This is a genomic window from Roseateles sp. P5_E8, from assembly GCF_054177665.1.
Genome location: NZ_JBGCUM010000008.1, coordinates 153,700 through 170,908, shown reverse-complemented (window position 1 = coordinate 170,908; position 17,209 = coordinate 153,700). Strand labels below are relative to the sequence as shown.

Annotated in this window: 19 protein-coding genes; 13 read left to right on the top strand and 6 right to left on the bottom strand. The window is 66.6% G+C overall.

All coding sequences use genetic code 11. The annotated features are described in order from the left end of the window. The 10 genes from ACXRVZ_RS07300 to truD form a co-directional block, all read left to right on the top strand. On the top strand, positions 1-815 hold an 815-nt coding region (locus ACXRVZ_RS07300; RefSeq protein ID WP_457420504.1), incomplete at its 5' end, for a glycoside hydrolase family 88 protein. Between the two features lie 60 nt (positions 816-875). Then, positions 876-1,271, top strand: coding sequence for an HPF/RaiA family ribosome-associated protein (locus ACXRVZ_RS07295; RefSeq protein ID WP_457420502.1), 396 nt, complete (start codon positions 876-878; stop codon positions 1,269-1,271). 77 nt (positions 1,272-1,348) lie between these two features. Continuing rightward, the gene (locus tag ACXRVZ_RS07290; protein ID WP_457420501.1) at positions 1,349-1,597 is read left to right on the top strand and encodes a hypothetical protein; all 249 of its coding nucleotides are present in this window, start codon (positions 1,349-1,351) and stop codon (positions 1,595-1,597) included. Positions 1,598-1,714: 117 nt separating this feature from the next. After that, positions 1,715-2,083 (top strand): DUF1428 domain-containing protein, encoded by a 369-nt coding sequence (locus ACXRVZ_RS07285; protein ID WP_457420499.1) that lies wholly within the window; start codon positions 1,715-1,717, stop codon positions 2,081-2,083. 205 nt (positions 2,084-2,288) lie between these two features. Further along, entirely contained in the window at positions 2,289-3,341 is a 1,053-nt protein-coding gene (locus tag ACXRVZ_RS07280; RefSeq protein WP_457420497.1) for a LacI family DNA-binding transcriptional regulator, read from the top strand. A 494-nt stretch (positions 3,342-3,835) separates the two neighbouring features. Beyond that, positions 3,836-5,101, top strand: coding sequence for a glycoside hydrolase family 27 protein (locus tag ACXRVZ_RS07275; RefSeq protein ID WP_457420495.1), 1,266 nt, complete (start codon positions 3,836-3,838; stop codon positions 5,099-5,101). Between the two features lie 68 nt (positions 5,102-5,169). Continuing rightward, on the top strand, positions 5,170-5,607 hold the full coding sequence (locus tag ACXRVZ_RS07270) for a DUF5597 domain-containing protein (protein WP_458232278.1): 438 nt from the start codon (positions 5,170-5,172) through the stop codon (positions 5,605-5,607). After that, positions 5,595-5,909 (top strand): cellulase family glycosylhydrolase, encoded by a 315-nt coding sequence (locus ACXRVZ_RS07265; RefSeq protein WP_457420492.1) that lies wholly within the window; start codon positions 5,595-5,597, stop codon positions 5,907-5,909. Before ACXRVZ_RS07270 ends, ACXRVZ_RS07265 begins: the two co-directional genes overlap by 13 nt. Positions 5,910-5,929: 20 nt before the next feature. Then, the gene (gene galA / locus ACXRVZ_RS07260; protein ID WP_458232277.1) at positions 5,930-8,794 is read left to right on the top strand and encodes a beta-galactosidase GalA; all 2,865 of its coding nucleotides are present in this window, start codon (positions 5,930-5,932) and stop codon (positions 8,792-8,794) included. Between the two features lie 300 nt (positions 8,795-9,094). Then, positions 9,095-10,126 (top strand): tRNA pseudouridine(13) synthase TruD, encoded by a 1,032-nt coding sequence (gene truD, locus ACXRVZ_RS07255; protein WP_457420488.1) that lies wholly within the window; start codon positions 9,095-9,097, stop codon positions 10,124-10,126. 18 nt (positions 10,127-10,144) lie between these two features. On the opposite strand, the gene ACXRVZ_RS07250 is transcribed toward truD, so the two are convergent. Together ACXRVZ_RS07250 and ACXRVZ_RS07245 are read right to left on the bottom strand one after the other, a co-directional pair. Beyond that, positions 10,145-10,723 (bottom strand): HPP family protein, encoded by a 579-nt coding sequence (locus tag ACXRVZ_RS07250; protein WP_457420486.1) that lies wholly within the window; start codon positions 10,721-10,723, stop codon positions 10,145-10,147. A 115-nt stretch (positions 10,724-10,838) separates the two neighbouring features. Further along, positions 10,839-12,206, bottom strand: coding sequence for a cation:proton antiporter (locus tag ACXRVZ_RS07245; protein ID WP_457420484.1), 1,368 nt, complete (start codon positions 12,204-12,206; stop codon positions 10,839-10,841). Between the two features lie 217 nt (positions 12,207-12,423). On the opposite strand from ACXRVZ_RS07245, the gene ACXRVZ_RS07240 reads away from it, so the two are divergent. From ACXRVZ_RS07240 to ACXRVZ_RS07230, 3 genes are read left to right on the top strand one after another with little or no spacing between them, the layout of a single operon-like run. Continuing rightward, a complete protein-coding gene (locus ACXRVZ_RS07240) occupies positions 12,424-12,675 on the top strand; it encodes a type II toxin-antitoxin system Phd/YefM family antitoxin (protein WP_457420482.1) in 252 nt (83 codons plus the stop codon). Between the two features lie 5 nt (positions 12,676-12,680). Further along, entirely contained in the window at positions 12,681-13,178 is a 498-nt protein-coding gene (locus ACXRVZ_RS07235; protein ID WP_457420480.1) for a PIN domain-containing protein, read from the top strand. After that, on the top strand, positions 13,175-14,707 hold the full coding sequence (locus tag ACXRVZ_RS07230) for a tryptophan halogenase family protein (protein ID WP_457420477.1): 1,533 nt from the start codon (positions 13,175-13,177) through the stop codon (positions 14,705-14,707). The genes ACXRVZ_RS07235 and ACXRVZ_RS07230 overlap by 4 nt, the downstream gene beginning before the upstream one ends. Before the next feature lie 254 nt (positions 14,708-14,961). Here the strand turns inward: ACXRVZ_RS07230 and ACXRVZ_RS07225 are convergent, their stop codons facing one another. The 4 genes from ACXRVZ_RS07225 to ACXRVZ_RS07210 all read right to left on the bottom strand — a co-directional run bounded on the left by ACXRVZ_RS07225 (position 14,962) and on the right by ACXRVZ_RS07210 (position 17,209). Continuing rightward, a complete protein-coding gene (locus tag ACXRVZ_RS07225; RefSeq protein ID WP_458232276.1) occupies positions 14,962-15,393 on the bottom strand; it encodes a hypothetical protein in 432 nt (143 codons plus the stop codon). Between the two features lie 78 nt (positions 15,394-15,471). Further along, positions 15,472-15,627: a DUF3096 domain-containing protein gene (locus ACXRVZ_RS07220; RefSeq protein WP_457420473.1), complete on the bottom strand. Its 156-nt coding sequence runs from the start codon at positions 15,625-15,627 to the stop codon at positions 15,472-15,474. A gap of 317 nt (positions 15,628-15,944) precedes the next feature. Beyond that, positions 15,945-16,889, bottom strand: coding sequence for an extracellular catalytic domain type 1 short-chain-length polyhydroxyalkanoate depolymerase (locus ACXRVZ_RS07215; protein ID WP_457420471.1), 945 nt, complete (start codon positions 16,887-16,889; stop codon positions 15,945-15,947). Further along, complete coding sequence (locus tag ACXRVZ_RS07210; RefSeq protein WP_457420469.1) at positions 16,886-17,209, bottom strand: DUF2789 family protein; 324 nt, start codon at positions 17,207-17,209, stop codon at positions 16,886-16,888. The genes ACXRVZ_RS07215 and ACXRVZ_RS07210 overlap by 4 nt, the downstream gene beginning before the upstream one ends.

Here is a 17,209-nt window from a genome sequence, read left to right as displayed (position 1 = left end):
AGCTGCGGCAGGCCGCCCCGGCCACGCCGCCCGCCGCCTGGCCGCTGCGCGCGGGTTACGCCGCCTTTGCCGAGGCGGCCTGTTTCGACGGCGACGCGGCGGCGGGCGAGCTGGCCCGGGACGCCGTGCGCACGGCAATCGTCGACACACCGCAAGGCCCGCGCCTCGCCGGCCTGCGCGCCTGGACGGACGACCTCTTCATGCCCGCGCTGCTGTTCGACCGCGCGCTGCCGCTGCTGCCCGCTGCCGAGCAGCCGCGCGCCGTCGAAGCCCTGGGCGCGTCGCTGCTGGACCTGGCCGCGCGCCTGCAACGACCCGACGGCCTGTTCGACCATGCCGAAGGCTCGCCCGTCGCCTGGGGTCGCGGCAACGGCTTCGCATCGTTGGCGCTCGCGCTGGCGCTGGCCGGGCCGGTGTCGCCCGCATCCGCTGCCGGCGCCCAGCTGCTCGCGCGTCTGCAAATACACCTGCAAGCCCTGCTGCCGCTGCAAGGCCCGGACGGCCTTTGGCGCCAGGTGCTGGACCATGGCCCATCCACCGGCGAGCTGACCGTCACGGCCATGACCCTGACCGCAATGGCCACGGCACGCCGGCACGGCTGGCTGCCCGCAAATCAAGTCGACGCCGCCATCACCCGCGCATGGACCGGCGTGCGAAGCCGCATCGACGCGGATGGCAGCTTTTCCGATGTCTGCGCCGGCACACCGGCCGGGCCGACGCTGGACTTCTATCTGCAACGACCCATGGTTCGCGGGCGGGATGACCGAGCGGCGGCGATGGCGCTGTGGGCGGCCATCGGCCTGCAGTCTCCTTAATGGCACGATGATTGCCCCTCACCAATACCGTGCGATGTCCGTGCACTGAAAGGGAATGCCATGCAAGTGCACGTCGAGACCGACAACCATGTTGAGGGCCGCGAAAAGCTCATCGAACACGTCGAGACCGTGATCCGCAGCGCCGTTGGCCACTTCGAGGGCCAGGTGACCCATGTCGAGGCCCACCTGGGCGACGTCAACGGCAGCGAGAAGTCCGGCGCCGATGGCATGCGCTGCCTGATGGAGGCGCGCGTGGCCGGGTTGAAGAACACCGCGGTCAAGCATCAGGCCGAAAACCTGCACGTCGCCATCCAGGGCGCGGCCGACAAGTTGAAGAAGGCGCTCGAATCAGCGCTCGGCAAGGCCCACGCTCGCGAGCGGCGTCATGCCGGAACCGGTGAGCTGAGCGCCGACGTGGCTCGCGAGCTCGACGACGGTGTGCCGCCCTTGACCTGACGAGCCGACCTGCAATCGCGCTGCCGATGTGATGGCTCTGCGGGACTATGCTGCCCCAAAACCCACGGAGACATCCCATGCACAGCAACACGCTCCAACCCGCGTTCCTGAAATCGCTCATGACCGCCGGAGCGAGCCTCGAACTTCATTACGCCGATCTGGCGCCTCATGCCAGCGAAAGGCTGGCCACGGCGTTGGACCTTGCCAAGCACGCCAAGGAAACCCAGCAGCAGCTCAAGTTCACTGCGATCAGTGCCAGCACATCGGGCATCAAGCACCTGGCCGAGGAGGGTGGCGGCTACGTCACCTTCGCTCTCGTGTCCTGAGTCAAGCTGCGCGCGTGCCAGGCACGCCATGTCGATTTGGCTTCCCGTCGTTCGTCGAGGGGATACGAGGTGCCCTCAGGCGGGCGCCCGTCCGGTCAACTGAACAGGAGTGAAGACATGTCCTACATCGATGGTTTCGTGATCGCGGTCCCCAGCGCCAACAAGCAGAAGTTCATCGAGCACGCGCGCCATTTCGACGCGATGTTCATCGAGCTGGGCGCCATCCGTGTGATCGAAAGTTGGGGCGACGACGTCCCCGACGGCAAGGTCACCGATTTCCGCCGCGCAGTCCAGGCCACGGCCGAGGAGACGGTGGCCTTTTCCTGGGTCGAATGGCCCGACAAGGCCACGCGCGACGCAGGCATGAAGCAGATGATGGAAGACCCGCGCATGGATCCGGCCAACCCCGGCAACCCGCCCATCCCCTTCGACGGCAAACGCATGATCTTCGGCGGCTTTGAGCAGGTGGTCGAAGTGAAGGCTTGAGAGGCGGGGCGACGCTGCCCCTGGGGCCGGCCGCAAGCTGGCGAAGGTAAGCACAGAGCTGCCTTGGCAGCATTGATTCGGCTGAAGGACTCCAGCGGTTCCAGCCAGACGCGATGCTAGAGTGCCGCGCCCCCGTCTCCAGCCCCCGGAAGTGTCCGCTCCGATACCCCAGCCTTCCAAGCCGCTGAAGAGCCGTCGTCACAAGTTGCCCACGCTTGCTGACGTCGCGCGAGAGGCGGGAGTTTCTGGTGCGGCGGCGTCCTCCGCGCTCAGCGGTGCGAAGGGTTCGACGCGCGTGTCGGTCGATACGCGCGAACGGGTCCTCGCAGCAGCGGCGCGCTTGAGCTACCGGCCCAACGCGACCGCGCGTGCGCTGACATTTCAACGCACCAACGCCATCGGCTTCGTCGCCAATATTGCCAATGAGAAGCCCAACCTCTATTTCCTGGAGGTGTTCAACGGCGTCGTGAGGGGCGCGACGCAAGCCCAGCAGAGCACATCCATTTTTCCGCTCGGCGGCTGGGAAGAAGCGCCCAAGCGCATCCCTGCGTTGTGCGACGGACGCGTCGACGGGCTCGTCGTGCTGGCGCGTCAACTGGAAGATGACAGCACGACCTGGCTGCCACCGCATACGCCCATGGTCACGATCCACGCGGGCCCGCTATTGCAGGCCCAGGTGAACGTCGAGGCCGACGATGAAGCAGGCGGCTATGCCATTGCACGCCACATGCTCGAGCTTGGCTATCGCCGGATCCTCTGCATGGGTGGTCCCGTGAACGTCAAGGGCGCGGACCTCCGTGTCGACGGCTTCCTGCGCGCCCATGCCGAAGCCGGGGTGGAAGTGGCGTCCGCCCATCTGATCCGCACGTGGTTCACAGCCGAAGGGGGTCGGCAGGCCATGCAGGAATGGCTGCAACGGCACCGCGGTCAGCCGTTGCCCGAGGCCGTCTGTTGTGGCAGCGACGACATCGCCTTCGGCTGCATCGAGGCGCTGCAGAGCTGCGGCTTGAGCGTTCCTCGGGACATCTCCATTGCAGGCTTCGATGACACCTTGATGGCCCGCGCACTGGGCATGACGACGGTGCGCCAGCCCCTGCTTGAGATAGGTCGTCGTGCGGTCGAGGCCCTGATGCAGCTGATCGAGGCACAGCGCCGTGGCGAGGCCTACGAGGGCCCTCGCGACATCGTCCTGCCCGTCGAAATCGTCAACAGGCGGACCTTGCCAGGACCTCGAAGCACGCCGCTGATCATCCCTTGACACCGGGGAGCTGCTAGGTTTTTCCCCTAGTCAGCTTGATTGGTCGACCAATTTAAGATGCGCGTGCGGCGTGGCCGCACCTTTTTTGATCAGTTGATTAATCGATTAATCACACCACAAAAGCAACGAGAGCCGTATGTTCCTGGGCCAGGACGAACACAACCATTTATCCCGAGGAGTGCTGGGCTGCGCGTCAGTAGGCACGCTCGCCGACGCGCGAGACAGGGCAGCAACCTTCGGCGCTCGTCGTTGCCGGGCAGCTGCCGGCGGACGCCCAGTCCGACGGTTCTGCTTGGCGCCGAACGGCGGAAGGCGTGCGGTTCCATCTATGCGGTATGACCAAAAACGTTCTGTTCCACGGCCCGAACCTGGTGCGCGTGGCGGACTACCTTGTCGAGTCGCCCACCATCCCGCCGAGTCTGGCCGTGGTGATGAGGCCAAAGCGTGCCGGCCGATTGCTGCCTACAACTGATCGAACCGAGAGTGATCCGGAAATGAAAACAAAGCACACAACACACAAGTCGCTGTTCCACAGCTGGGCCATGATGGCCGCCGCGGCGTTGACCCTCTTCCTTGGCGCGGCAGGCAACAGCTGGGCTCAAAAGGCCGAAGGCCTGGCCCTCACCCCGCCCATGGGCTGGAACAGCTGGAACAAATTTGCCTGCGATATCGATGAACGCCTGATCCGCGAGACCGCCGATGCCATGGTCAAGTCGGGCATGAAGGACGCCGGCTACCAGTACGTGAACATTGACGATTGCTGGCAAGGCCAGCGCGACGCCGACGGCAACATCCAGCCCGACCCCAAGCGCTTCCCATCCGGCATCAAGGCGCTGGCGGACTATGTGCATGGCAAGGGACTCAAGCTGGGCATCTACTCGGATGCCGGCGATGCCACCTGCGGCGGCCGTCCCGGCAGCCGCGGCCACGAATATCAGGATGCGCTGGTCTATGCGCGCTGGGGCATCGATTACGTCAAGTACGACTGGTGCAACACCCCTGGTATGAGCGCCGAACCGGCCTACACCACGATGCGCGACGCGATCGCCAAGACGGGCCGTCCGATGGTGTTCAGCATCTGCGAATGGGGCATGAGCAAGCCGTGGGAGTGGGCCGGCAAGGTCGGCCATCTGTGGCGCACCACGCCCGACATCTACAACTGCTTCGACTGCCAGTTCAATCCCGGTTTCTCGACCGGTCTGGGCGTGCTGCGCATCCTCGACAAGCACGCTGACGCCAACCTGCGCAACTTCGCAGGGCCGGGCCACTGGAACGACATGGACATGCTCGAAGTGGGCAACGGCATGAGCGAGGATGAAGACCGCGCCCATCTGTCGATCTGGGCCATGCTGGCCTCGCCCCTCATCCTGGGCAACGACCTGCGCTCCATGTCCGAGTCGACCCGCCGCATCCTGACCAACCCCGGCGTGATCGCGGTGAACCAGGACAAGTTGGGTGTGCAGGCGCTGCGCGTCCTGGTCGACGGTCCGCTGGAGGTCTATGCCAAGCCGCTCGACGGCGGGGATTGGGCACTGATGTTCCTGAACCGCTCCAACCAGCCTGCCGACGTTCACCATGACTGGAAGAAGCAGGTCCTGGGCGATGACCTGAGCAAGCGGTCGGTCGATTTCAAGCAGGTCGTTTACCGCTGGTCCGACCTGTGGAGCAAGAAGACGGGCGACACCAGCGCCAAACTGCAAGCGCGCCTGGCGCCGCACAGCGTGCTGATGCTGCGCCTGACCGGCCCTGCGAAACCGTAAGGCGCGCCTGGCCGCGCGACTTCAACTACGCCAACTTCCCGCTGGGCTCCAAGCGCGCCGACAAGACCATGGTCGAGCCCTTCGCCCGCGTCTTCGGCGCCTTCCGGCCCATCCAGCGCCAGTCGGCGCAATGGGCCTTCGCAGGCCGCACGCGCGGCGCCGCTGAGGGCGACGACCGCAAGCCCCAGTCGCTGGAATTGCCGGGCGGCTGGGTCGCCAAGCTGACCTACCGCCAATGGCAGTTCTGGGACCTTGCGTGGGACAGCATGGACGAGCGACCGGCCGGTACCGAGCAGCCCGGCGGCGGCGTGGCCATTGCGCAGATCGGCGACGACGAGTTACTCATCGTCGGCCAGCGCACCCGCGTGCGCATGGAAGGCGGGGCAGCTTTGACGACAAGGGCCGCTGGCAGATGGAGCGCGTCTGGAACGGCGATCCGGTCGACAGCCGTGGCGGAACGACCAGCCCGCCCCCGCCCACGGACAGCAGCGGCATGCGCGACCTGACGAGCGTCCAGCTGTCGCAGCAGATGTCGCCCGCCTGGAACGTGGGCAACTCGCTCGACGCCTCGCCCAACGAGACCAACTGGGGCAACCCCCTGATCAACCAGCAACTGCTCAACACGGTGAAGGCGGCCTGCTTCAAGACCGTGCGCATTCCCGCCAGCTGGAACCAGTACGCCGACGCCAACGGCAACATCAGCCCGACCTCCATGGCACGCGTCACCAAAGTGGTCGGCTATGCCCGCAACGCCGCCCTGCTGCATTGGCCGCGACAGGCAGCCGAAGCGAATCCGAGCAAACCATGATCCCAACGTCAAACATCAAGATGAGACAACTTCGCCCCTTCTTCTGGGTCTTCTGGGCCCTCGCACTGGCCCTTGCCGTCGGCAGCGCCACTGCCGCCGATGGCGCGCGCCAGCGCACCCGCGTCGATGACGGCTGGCGTTTTGCGCTGGGCCATGCGCATGACCCGGCGCAGGACTTCAACCATGGCACGGACGCCTTCTTCTTCGCCAAGGCCGGCTTTGGCGACGGCCCTGCGAGGGCCGACTTCGACGACCGCAGTTGGCGCCGCCTGGACCTGCCACACGATTGGGCGGTGGAGCTGCCGTTTTCCGAACGTGGCAGTTCGCTGCATGGCTCCAAGGCCATCGGCCGGAGCTTCCCCGAGAACAGCGTCGGCTGGTACCGGCGCGAACTCAGCATTCCGGCGTCTGCCCAGGGCAAGCGCATCGCGCTGGAGTTCGACGGTGTCTTCCGCAACAGCGTGGTCTGGGTCAATGGCCACTACCTGCATCACGAGGCCAGTGGTTACTCGAGCTTTCGCGTCGACATCAGCAACTACCTGAACTACGGCGGCCGCAATGTCGTTGCCGTTCGGGTGGACGCCACCACGCAGGAAGGCTGGTGGTACGAAGGCGCCGGCATCTACCGCCACGTCTGGCTGACGCAGACCGAGCCGCTGCGCGTGGGCCACTGGGGGACGTTCGTGCGCACGGCCGTCAAGGGCAACGTCGCCGATGTGGCCGTCGACACGACCGTGCGCAACGACGGCAAGGCCGTCGAGTCCTTCACGCTGGAACACGAGCTGCGCGACCCCGCCGGCCGCGTCGTCGCGCGCGCCAGCGTGCCGGCAAGGCGCGTGGGCGTGGACGCCAGCACAGACGTGGCCGCGACGCTGCGCGTGACGGCGCCGCAGCTGTGGTCGCTGGAAACGCCGCAGCGCTACACGCTGACGACCCACGTGAAGAGCGGCGGACGCGTGGTCGACAGCTACGACACGCCCTTCGGCATCCGCACCATCCGCTTCGACGCCAACGAGGGCTTCTTCCTCAACGGCCGCCACGTCAAGCTGCACGGCACCAACAACCACCAGGACCACGCCGGCGTTGGCATCGCCCTGCCCGACGCCATGCACGAGGCGCGGCTGAAGATGCTCAAGGGCATGGGCGTGAACGCGATCCGCTCGGCCCACCACCCGGCCACGCCCGAGCTGCTGGACGCCTGCGACCGCCTCGGCATCCTCGTCATCGACGAGCACCGCATGATGGGCACCGCGCCGCAGATCCGCGACGAGATGGAGCGCATGGTGCGGCGCGACCGCAACCACCCGTCCATCATCCTGTGGTCGGTGGGCAACGAGGAGTGGGCCATCGAGAACAGCGCCGTCGGCACGCTTTTGGCGCATGAGATGCAGGCAATAGTCAGGCGCATGGACCCGACGCGTCCGGGCACCCTTGCAGCCTCCGGTTCCGGTGGTTCGGAAGGCACCGCAGTCGGCTCGGAAGTGCTGGGCTTCAACTACAAGGCCCAGCACAACATCGATGCGATGCACAAACGCTTTCCCGAGCGCGCATCCGTCGTCACCGAGGAAGGCCTGACCTACGCCACGCGCGGCATCTACGCCGACGACCCGGCGCGCGTGCAGATCGCCGCCTACGACAAGCGCTCCGGCGGCGACTCGACCGCGTCCATCGAAGAGGCCTGGCGCTACAACGCCGAGCGCCCCTTCCTGGCCGGCGCGTTCTTCTGGACCGGCTTCGACTACCGCGGTGAGACCACGCCCTTCGGCTGGCCCGCCATCTCCTCGCAGTTCGGCATGATGGACACGACCGGCCTGCTGAAGGACAGCGGCCAGTACCTCAAGGCCGCCTGGACCGCCGAGCCCATGGTGCATGTATTGCCGCACTGGAACTGGCCCGGCCGTGAAGGCCAGCCCATCGACGTGCGCGTCTACGCCAACACCGATGAGGTGGAGCTGCTGCTGAACGGCAGTTCGCTGGGCCGCAAGTCGCTGGCGCGCTACGCCCATCTGCAATGGAGCGTGCCCTATGCGCCGGGCAGCCTGGTGGCGCGCGGCTACCAGGGCGGCAAGCTGGTCGTGACCGAGACCGTGGCCACCACGGGCAACGGCAGCGCCGTGCGGCTGACGGCGGACCGTGCGCGCATCCGCGCCGATGGCGACGATGTGGCGGTGGTCAGGGTCAGCGTGGTCGACCGCGAAGGCCGCGCCGTGCCSACTGCCAGCCAGCGCATCAGCTTCGAGGTCTCCGGSCCGSYGCGSCTGATCGGCATGGGCAACGGCGACCCRGGCTCGCACGARGCCGACAAGCCGGCCGAGTTCCACCGCTACGCGACGCTCGACCGCTGGCGCCTGCAGGGCGTGGCACGGCAGGATGACGCGGCGGCATTACTGGCCGGTGCCGACGCCGACAAGGGGCGCGACCCGTTCGCCTGGCTGCCGCCCGAGAAGCAGCCGGCCGACAGCGCATGGAACGTCGTGCACGCCAGCTTTGCCCGCCCGGCTGCGGCAGCGGGGCGCGCGGCGCTGTTCGTGAGCGACATCGCGCCGGGCCAGCAGGTCTATTTGAACGGCAAGGCCCAGACACCGCGCCGCGAGGACGGCATGAGCGTGATCGACCTCGACCCTGCTCAGTTGAGCGACGTCAACACGCTGACCCTCGCCTTCGCCACGCCGGCCGGTGGCACGCGCAAGCTGTTCGACGACGCGCAGGGCGGGCGGCGCTGGGTCACGCTGCGCACCACCACGTCCACCGGGTCGTGGCAACGCAGCGTGTTCAACGGCCATGCACAGGTGATCCTGCAATCCACCGGCAGCCCCGGTCGCGCCACGCTGCGCGCCGTCAGCGAAGGCCTTGCCCCGGCTGCAACCGTGATCGAGATCTTTTGAACACCGGGAACAGAGTCGTCACCGTCGCTACGCTCGGAACCAGGCCACTGAACGGGCAACGTGATGCAGCTTGAAGATTTCACCAAAGGCCAGGAGCCGACGCGCTTTCGCTCCTGGCCGGGTCCGCAAGTTGACGTCGCCGCCCGGACGCCGCCTGCCGTGGCGTGCAACGGTTCCCATTGAGGTCGCATCAGTTGACGCCCTTCAAGGCATGTGGGCAGGGAGAGAATCGCTGGCTGGACTGCCCCCGGTCGGCCAGGCAGCCTGTCCCTATCTACAGCTGACACCGTCAGACTGCTCATGACCGACGCTCAATACACGACCTTGCCACAGTGGCCCAACGCTTATCCGGCCAGCGGCGCCAGCGCCACGCTGAAATTCCTCAACGAGGATTTCAGCGTGACCGAACTGCCGCTGCAGCTGCCCTCCGGTGCGGGCGAACACATCTGGCTGGAGATTGAAAAGAACGGTGCCAACACCGCCTTCGTCGCCCAGCAACTGGCCGAGGCCGCGAGCGTGGAGGAAAGGGACGTGGGCTATGCCGGCCTCAAAGACCGCCACGCCATCACCCGTCAGTGGTTCAGCATTTATCTGCCAAACGGCAAAAACGGCGAGACACCCGACCTGACCCTGCTTCAGCACCCGGAGTTCAAGGTGCTGAGCCAGAGCCGCCACGTGAAAAAGCTGCGCCCCGGGGATCTGCAGGGCAACCGATTCCGCATCGCGCTGCGTGACGTGACCGGCGACCCTGATGCCATGAAGGCCATTGAGGCCAATCTCAAGGCCGTGGCGTTACAGGGCGTGCCCAACTACTTCGGCGCTCAGCGTTTCGGCTTTGAGGGCGGCAACGTCGAGCAGGGCCGCGCGATGCTGGCGCGCGAAATCCGCGTGCGCAACCCGAAGAAGAAGGGCATCTACCTGTCGGCAGTGCGCTCCTTCGTCTTCAATGAAGTGCTGGCGCTGCGAATTCAGCAGGGCCTCTGGGGCAAGACCTTGCCCGGTGACGTGATGAACGAGGCGGGCCAGCCCACCGGGCCGCTCTGGGGACGGGGCCGCGTGAGCACCACCGATCAAGCGCAGGCGCTGGAAAACGGCGTGGCTGAACGTCACGCCGTCTTGTGCGACGGCATGGAACACGCCGGTCTGGATCAGGAGCGCCGCGCCCTGGTGGCGAGCCCGGCGGACCTGTCATGGGAATGGCCGCAAGCCGATCAATTGGTGCTCACGTTCTCTTTGCCCGCCGGGACTTACGCCACGTCCGTTCTGAACGAAATCCTCCGCACCACGGAGCCTGACCGGCACACAGAGAACGAGCCTGCGGTAGTCGAATGACGAGGCCCTCACCGGGCCCTAATACCAATACACCGGGTACACCCGCCGGCAGGCCCGGTGATACAGCACCGCCACGGCCACCATCCCCAGCGCCCCGAACAGCGTCGGGAAGAACAAGAAGCTGAGCTTGGGCGTGACCAGGAAGACGATGACGGGGTTAGAGCCGGCCGGTGGATGCATGCAGCGCGTCATCATCATCAGCGCACAGGACACCCCGGCGGCCAGGGCGAGCGCCCACCAGGCCGGGCCGAACAGCGCCAGCGCCGCCAGGCCCACGGCCGTGCAGATGAAATGCCCCCCGACGACGCTGCGCGGTTGGGAGAAATGGATCTCGGGGAAGGTGAACACCATCACCGCGCTGGAGCCGAACGAGCCCAGCGCCAGCAACACGCCGAGGTTGAAGGAGCTGAAGGCCAGCACGCCAATGACGAGGAAGACGCCCGCGCAGGCAATGGCGCCGCGCTGCAGCGTGAAGCGCGGCGGCCCCTCGCGGCGGGTGGCCCTGGCCGCTTCGGCCTGCAGTTCATGCCAGTGAGGCGTCAGCTCCTGCGCTGGCGGCTGGGATGACCGGGCGATGCCCTGCGCGGTGTCGTTCATGGATGCCCTCGGCGGCCCGAAACGAAAAGAGGGGTGAGCCATCTTGGCTTACCCCCGGAAGGCCGCCGAACACCCCGGACGGCGGCGCAAAGAGACTGATTCAGCTTCGCAAGTTTCAGGCCGGGGCCCCGGCGGCCGCGCTGCCGGGCACGGCTTCCAGCTCGCCCGATGCCCGCGCCTTGCGGCCATAGAACAGCTCGAACAGCGGCGTGGCCATCATGGTGGTCACCACCGCCATCAGCACCAGCATCGAGAACAGCGCCGGGCCGATGATGCCCTTCTGCAGGCCGATGTTGATGATGATGAGTTCCATCAGGCCGCGGGAGTTCATCAGCGCGCCGATGCCCAGGGCCGTGCGGTTGTCTTCACCCGCCAGGCGGGCCGCCACATAGCAGGCGCCGAACTTGGCCAGCACCGAGGCGACCAGCACGCCCAGGGCGATCAAGAAAAGGTCGACTGAATTGATCATGTCCAGGCGCGTGTTCAGGCCCGAATAGGTGAAGAACATCGGCAGCAGCAGGATCACGGTGAGCGGCTCGACCTTCTTCTTCAGCTCCGCGGCAAACAGGCCGCGCGGCATGACGGCGCCGATGATGAAGCCGCCGAAGATGGCGTGGATGCCGACGGCGTCCATGACGAAGGCAGACACGCAGAAACAGATCAGCGTGATGCCCAACACCGTGTGGCTCATGTGGCCGTCACGCTCAACCATGCGACCCAGCGGCGCCAGGAGCTTGCGGCCGAACAGCATGACGCCCGCCGCCCAGAGCACGCCGCCGCCGATGGCCAGCACGGCCACGCCGGGGCCGGCGCCGAAGGCCGCCAGCACCAGGGCCAGCACGCACCAGGACACGGCGTCGTCAAAGGCGCCGGCCGTGAGTGCCAGCGTGCCCAGCGACGTGTGGGCCAGGCCCTGCTCGTTGATGATGCGGGCCAGCATGGGGAAGGCCGTCAGCGCGATGCAGGCACCCATGAAGAGCGTCGCGTTGGTCGTCGAGATGCCCTCGGCAAACAAGCCCGGCACGGTCAGCAGCAGCGGCGTGATCAGGAAGGCGATGACGAACGGCGCCGCGATGCCCGAGATCGACACACCGATGGCGCTCTTGGCCTTGGTGGCGAAGTGGTCCAGGCGCAGCGTCGTGCCGACCAGGAACATGTACAGACCCACGCCGAGCTGGGCGCCGGTGTAGAGCACGCTGCGCATCTCCTTGGGGAAGATGGCGGCCTGGATCTCGGGGAAGTACAGCCCCAGCAGCGACGGGCCAAGGATGACGCCGGCGATCATTTCGCCCACGACCTGGGGCTGGCCCAGGAACTTGCGGCCGGCCCAGCCGACGACGCGGCAGGCCAGCATGATGAGGCCGAGCTGCAGGAAGAAGTGGATGCTGAAGTCGCCCGGCGAGTAGGTCTTGGCAACCGCGGCAGCGGCGGGGCCATGCTTGGCGAACACGTCGCCCAGGATGGCAATAAGGTCGAAATCCATTTGGCTACCTTTTTGGATTTTTAGTGGTTTCCGCAAATGCCGGCCGACGGGCCTGACGTTGCGACAACGTTGTCTCCGGCTAAACCGCAGCAAGGCGATAAGCTGGATCGCACTGTGCCAGCGGGCTTTCCCATGTCCATTGGGTCGAACAGATGTGTACCTACGTACCTACCCGACGTTTACACAACAGCAGGTACGTAGGTACATTTCGATCTCCATGAAGCTCCTCTCCAGCCGCGAGTTCAACCGCGATGTCAGCCTTGCCAAGCGCGCCGCGCAGGCGGAGCCGGTGCTGATCACCGACCGCGGCCAGCCCACCCATGTGCTGATGAGCATCGGCGAGTACCGCCGCCTCACTGGCGAGGGCGACAGCATCCTGGAGCTGCTGGCCATGCCCGAGACCGTCGCCATCGAGGCCGCCGATGCGGCGCCCGACGGCGCCTGGGATCACCGCGAATCGCTGGGCTGAACGCGATGTTCCTCCTCGACACCGGCATCGTTCTCGAACTCCGCAAGGCCAAGGCCGGCCAGGCCGATGCCGGGCTGATGGCCTGGGCCGCCGGCATCCCGCGGCAGAAGCTCTTCATCTCGGCGCTCAACCTGCTGGAGATCGAGAACGCCGCCGCCCGCCTCGGCCGCAAGGACCGCGCGGCGGGGCTGGTGGTGCGGGAGTGGATAGACGAGCGCGTCACGCCGGCCTTCGAGGGCCGCGTGCTGGCGGTGGACGCGGCCGTGGTGCGCCGCCGCGCCCAGCTGCCCTATGCCAACACGCGCGACGGCCTGCTCGCCGCCACGGCGCTGGAACATGGCCTGACCTTCGTAACCCACCGCGTGTCGGCCTTCCGCGCCGGCCGCGTGAAGCTGCTCAACCCCTCGGGCTACATTGCCCAGCCCACCGACGAGGACGAGGACTGGGCCCACGGCACCCAGACCGGCCACCAGTGGCTCAAGAACCTGTACGTAAGAGCATGAACAAGCGACGCATCCTCATCGTCGGCGGCGGCACCGCAGGCTGGCTGACGGCCGCCTACCTGGCCAAGGCCCTGCGCCTGGGCGAGCGCAGCCACCTGGAAGTGACCTTGCTGGAGTCGCCCGACATCAGCAGCGTGGGCGTGGGCGAGGGCACCTTCCCCACCATCCGCAGCACGCTGCAGTTCCTGGGCATCGACGAGGCGCACTTCATCCGCGAGACCTCGGCGACGATGAAGCAGGGCATCCGCTTCGTCGACTGGGCGCAGACGCCTACAGGCGGTCCAGCCGGCCAGCACCAGCAGTTCTTCCATCCCTTCGAGGCGCCGTTCTACGCCGAGGGCATCAACCTCGTGCCCTACTGGCTGCTGCAGGACGAGGCCAGGCGCGCGCCCTTCGCGCAGGCGATGACGCTGCAATACAAGGTGGCCGAGGGCCTGCGCGCACCCAAGCGGGTGGGCGAGGCGCCCTACGCAGCGCCGCTGAACTACGCCTACCACTTCGACGCCATCAAGCTGGCCAAACTGCTGGCCGACCGCGCCCGCGAGCTGGGCGTGAAGCATGTGCAGGGCACGGTGACCGATGTGGCGCTGGATGCGCGCGGCGCCATTGCCCACCTGAACACGCCGCAAGGTCGCTTCGAAGCGGACCTCTACATCGACTGCACCGGCTTCCGCGCCGAGCTGATCGGCAAGGCGCTGGGCAGCCCGTTCAAGTCCTGCCGCGACCAGCTCTTTGCCGACCGGGCGCTGGCCTGCAAGCTGCCGTTCGACGCGCCCGACACGCCGATGGAGAGCTGCACCATCGCCACCGCGCACGAAGCCGGCTGGCTGTGGGAGATCGGCCTGAACGGCTCGCGCGGCATTGGCTGCGTCTACTCCAGCAGCCACATGAGCGACGAGCGCGCCGCCGAGGTGCTGCGCGCCTACTGCGGCACCGACGACGTTGCCATGCGCAGCATCCCCTTCGCGCCCGGCTACCGCGAGCAGCAGTGGGTGAAGAACTGCGTCGCCGTGGGCCTGTCCGCCGGCTTCCTGGAGCCGCTGGAATCGACCGGCCTGGTGCTCATCGAGGCGGCCGTGGGCATGATTGCCGAGATGCTGCCGCACAGCGGCTCGATGGAGGCGCCGGCGCGGCGCTTCAATGAGCTGATGGTGGCGCGCTTCGACAACATCGTCGCCTTCCTGAAGCTGCACTACTGCCTGAGCAAGCGCGAGGAACCGTTCTGGCGCGACAACGCCAACCCGGCCACCATCCCCGAGCGCCTGGCCGAGTTGCTGGAGCAATGGCAGCTGCGCCCGCCCGGACGCTTCGACTTCGTGCTGGACACGGAGACCTTCGCCTTCTTCAACTACCAGTACATCCTGTACGGCATGGGCTTCTGCACCGACCTGAGCGCGGGCCGCGAGGACTTCACCCAGGTGGCCGAGGCCGACAAGCTGTTCGCCAAGATCCAGCGCTTTGCGGATCGCGCGTTGGTGGACCTGCCGAGCCACCGCTCGCTGATCCAGCAGATCAATGCAGTGAAATAGAACTCACCCTGGCTTGCCGCACACGCTGTGCGGGCAGCGGGCAGCGACAGCCGAGCAGCTGATCCGGCCAGCTCGACCAACCACCTGGCAGGCCGTTCCCGACCCAAAACGGAAGTCGGTCCTGGTGATGTGACCGCCGGAAAGCTGCCGTTGAGCGCGCGGCTCTAACCAGCAGCTTGCGGGAGGAGGTAGACGGGCGGCCGAACGTCGCAAGGAACCGCTGGGGACCGCCCTCCGCGCTCCCGCCACCTAGGCTATTCGTCGAAGACAAAGGTTTCCGACCGGCATAGCGGGAAGACCGTGGGCGCGCACACGCGAACGATGTACCTCACACCGGAGTCCAAACTGAACGTCGCAGCTTCGCCGGTACTCGCCGGGCGAAAGCGCCCCCAAAACACGCTTGGTCTCCAATCGTTGGTTCCGGCTCTGAGCACAAAGGAATGGATCTGCACCATCTCGCCCTCCGGCAATGCGCTCCAAACCGTCTTTTCCGACGCTGCCTCTTTGATCTGAATCGACCCAACGTTAGACGGATAGTCTCCGAGCAGCTCCGTGTGAACCACAACGGAGCGCACGCCTTGCCTCTCGATTGAAACGGTGGGCTGTGCCCACCATAGATAGCCAGCTGCGATTGCACAGGCGAACACCAACAACGACGCCAGCGCAGCAAAGGCAATGGTTCTCATGGGATTTAGCCTACCCGAAAGCAGACTTTGGCTACCGGCTTCTTCTGGCCGATCCGCGAAATTGGCAATGAGCCCCGCCTAACCCAGGCGCATCTGACCGGCGCCCACTAAGCCGATCAACCCGATCGCGATCAGGTAGATGGCGACGATGTAGTTGAGCAACTTGGGAACCACGAGAATCAGGATGCCTGCGAGCAGGGAGATGATCGGGGTAAGGCCGAGATGGATATTCATAGATATTTCCTTGGTTATCGCACGGCCTCGACGACAGAGCATCGCAAAACCCGCACCTCAACCCGCTTGGTATGCGGGGGATTTTCATGTTCCACCGAGGCACCGAAACCTCAACGGTCCTGACCGGCATCGATACGGTTGCCGAACTGCATGCTAGCTTCAAGCGTGCCATCACCGAGCTGATCAATGCGACGTTGACACGCCGTGCTCTTGCCTCGATGTCGCCGAAGCTGCTCATTGCCAATGGCGCCTCCTGGCGCAAGCCGGCAACGAACGCCCCGACGCCCTCACGTGCTGCCGCGATTTCGCGTCGGCTCTCAACCGAATTGCTTCTCTACAAAGCGCCACACCATGCGCGAGGCGTCCGGCCCATTGGCATCGCTGAAGCGCTGGCGCGCTGCGCCGCCGCTCCAGGCGTGGCCCAGGCGGCCCACCTGCACCAGCGTGGCGACCAGCTCTCGCGAGCGCTTGAAGTGGGTCACCGTCATCGGGTAGCGCTTGCCGCGCTGCTGCGCCAGTGGCGCGCCCTCGCGGGCACCGGCTGCCTGCGACCACATCTGCGCCGCCGCATCGGCATTGCGGGCCGACACGACGCTGTCGTCCTCGCCATGAATCACCATCAACGGCGGCCAGGCTTCGGCAGGCTCGGCCACGGCGTGGGGCGCACGACGGCCCTGCATCGCCCCAACCGCCGAGACCGTTGAATGCGCCGTGCCGGGCGGCACGCCGGAATGCATGGCCAGGGCCTTGAAGCGCTGCGGGTAGCGCGTGGCCAGCAGCGCCGCCATGCTGGCCCCGGCCGACAGGCCCGCCACAGCAATGCGCTCGCGGTCGGCCGCGTAGAGCACGCAGACCTGGTCCACGGCCCGCATGATCCAGGCCGCTTCGCTGAAGGCGCGGCCGGACTGCGTGTCGAACCAGTTCCAGCAGCCCTGCGCGTTGGCCAGGCGCGGCTGCTCGGGGTAGAGCACGAGGAAGCGCTCGCGCGCCGCGACCGCGTTCATGCGCGTGCTCTCGGCAAAGCTCTTCGGGTCCTGGTGGCAGCCATGCAGCATCACCATCAGCGGCAGCTTTTCAGCGAAGCGCACACCCTCGGGGCGGTACAGCCAGTAGCGGCGCGGGCCTGACTCGGTCAGCACCGAGCCCATCAGCCAGCTGCCCGCGCCGGCCGGCGGCTTGCGGCGGTCGCGCAGCGGCTGGGCGGCGCGCTGCAGCAACTGGGCATTGCGGCCCAGCAAAGCCGCCCAGGAGGGCTGCTTCACAGCCGCAGGCTGGCACTCGGCGTGGTCACGGCGGGCGCCGCACCGGCGCCGTAGGCCTTGGCCAGTTCGTCCGTGGCCGGGTGCTCGCGCAACAGCGCGTTCAATTGGTCGATGACGCCGACCCAGTCGCCGTCGTCCTGGTGCCATTGCTCGCGGATGAAGGCCACCTGGCTGGCGTTCCAGCAGGGCGCCTCGGACAGGTTGAGCGTCTGCGGCAGCGGCCGGTTCTCGAGCACGAAAACCTGGATGTCGTCCGTCGAATTCGGCAGGCCGAGCTGCGCAAAGAGGTCGGGCAAATCGTGGTGGGTGGTGGTGTCCAT

Coding starts and splice junctions, on each gene's coding strand:
- ACXRVZ_RS07250 (WP_457420486.1), bottom strand. CDS start 10,723: ATGAACGACACCGCGCAGGGCATCGCCCGGTCATCCCAGCCGCCAGCG.
- ACXRVZ_RS07230 (WP_457420477.1), top strand. CDS start 13,175: ATGAACAAGCGACGCATCCTCATCGTCGGCGGCGGCACCGCAGGCTGG.
- ACXRVZ_RS07285 (WP_457420499.1), top strand. CDS start 1,715: ATGTCCTACATCGATGGTTTCGTGATCGCGGTCCCCAGCGCCAACAAG.
- ACXRVZ_RS07245 (WP_457420484.1), bottom strand. CDS start 12,206: ATGGATTTCGACCTTATTGCCATCCTGGGCGACGTGTTCGCCAAGCAT.
- ACXRVZ_RS07220 (WP_457420473.1), bottom strand. CDS start 15,627: ATGAATATCCATCTCGGCCTTACCCCGATCATCTCCCTGCTCGCAGGC.
- ACXRVZ_RS07295 (WP_457420502.1), top strand. CDS start 876: ATGCAAGTGCACGTCGAGACCGACAACCATGTTGAGGGCCGCGAAAAG.
- ACXRVZ_RS07290 (WP_457420501.1), top strand. CDS start 1,349: ATGCACAGCAACACGCTCCAACCCGCGTTCCTGAAATCGCTCATGACC.
- ACXRVZ_RS07265 (WP_457420492.1), top strand. CDS start 5,595: ATGCGCGACCTGACGAGCGTCCAGCTGTCGCAGCAGATGTCGCCCGCC.
- ACXRVZ_RS07270 (WP_458232278.1), top strand. CDS start 5,170: ATGGTCGAGCCCTTCGCCCGCGTCTTCGGCGCCTTCCGGCCCATCCAG.
- ACXRVZ_RS07225 (WP_458232276.1), bottom strand. CDS start 15,393: ATGAGAACCATTGCCTTTGCTGCGCTGGCGTCGTTGTTGGTGTTCGCC.
- ACXRVZ_RS07240 (WP_457420482.1), top strand. CDS start 12,424: ATGAAGCTCCTCTCCAGCCGCGAGTTCAACCGCGATGTCAGCCTTGCC.
- truD (WP_457420488.1), top strand. CDS start 9,095: ATGACCGACGCTCAATACACGACCTTGCCACAGTGGCCCAACGCTTAT.
- ACXRVZ_RS07210 (WP_457420469.1), bottom strand. CDS start 17,209: ATGGACACCACCACCCACCACGATTTGCCCGACCTCTTTGCGCAGCTC.
- ACXRVZ_RS07275 (WP_457420495.1), top strand. CDS start 3,836: ATGAAAACAAAGCACACAACACACAAGTCGCTGTTCCACAGCTGGGCC.
- ACXRVZ_RS07235 (WP_457420480.1), top strand. CDS start 12,681: ATGTTCCTCCTCGACACCGGCATCGTTCTCGAACTCCGCAAGGCCAAG.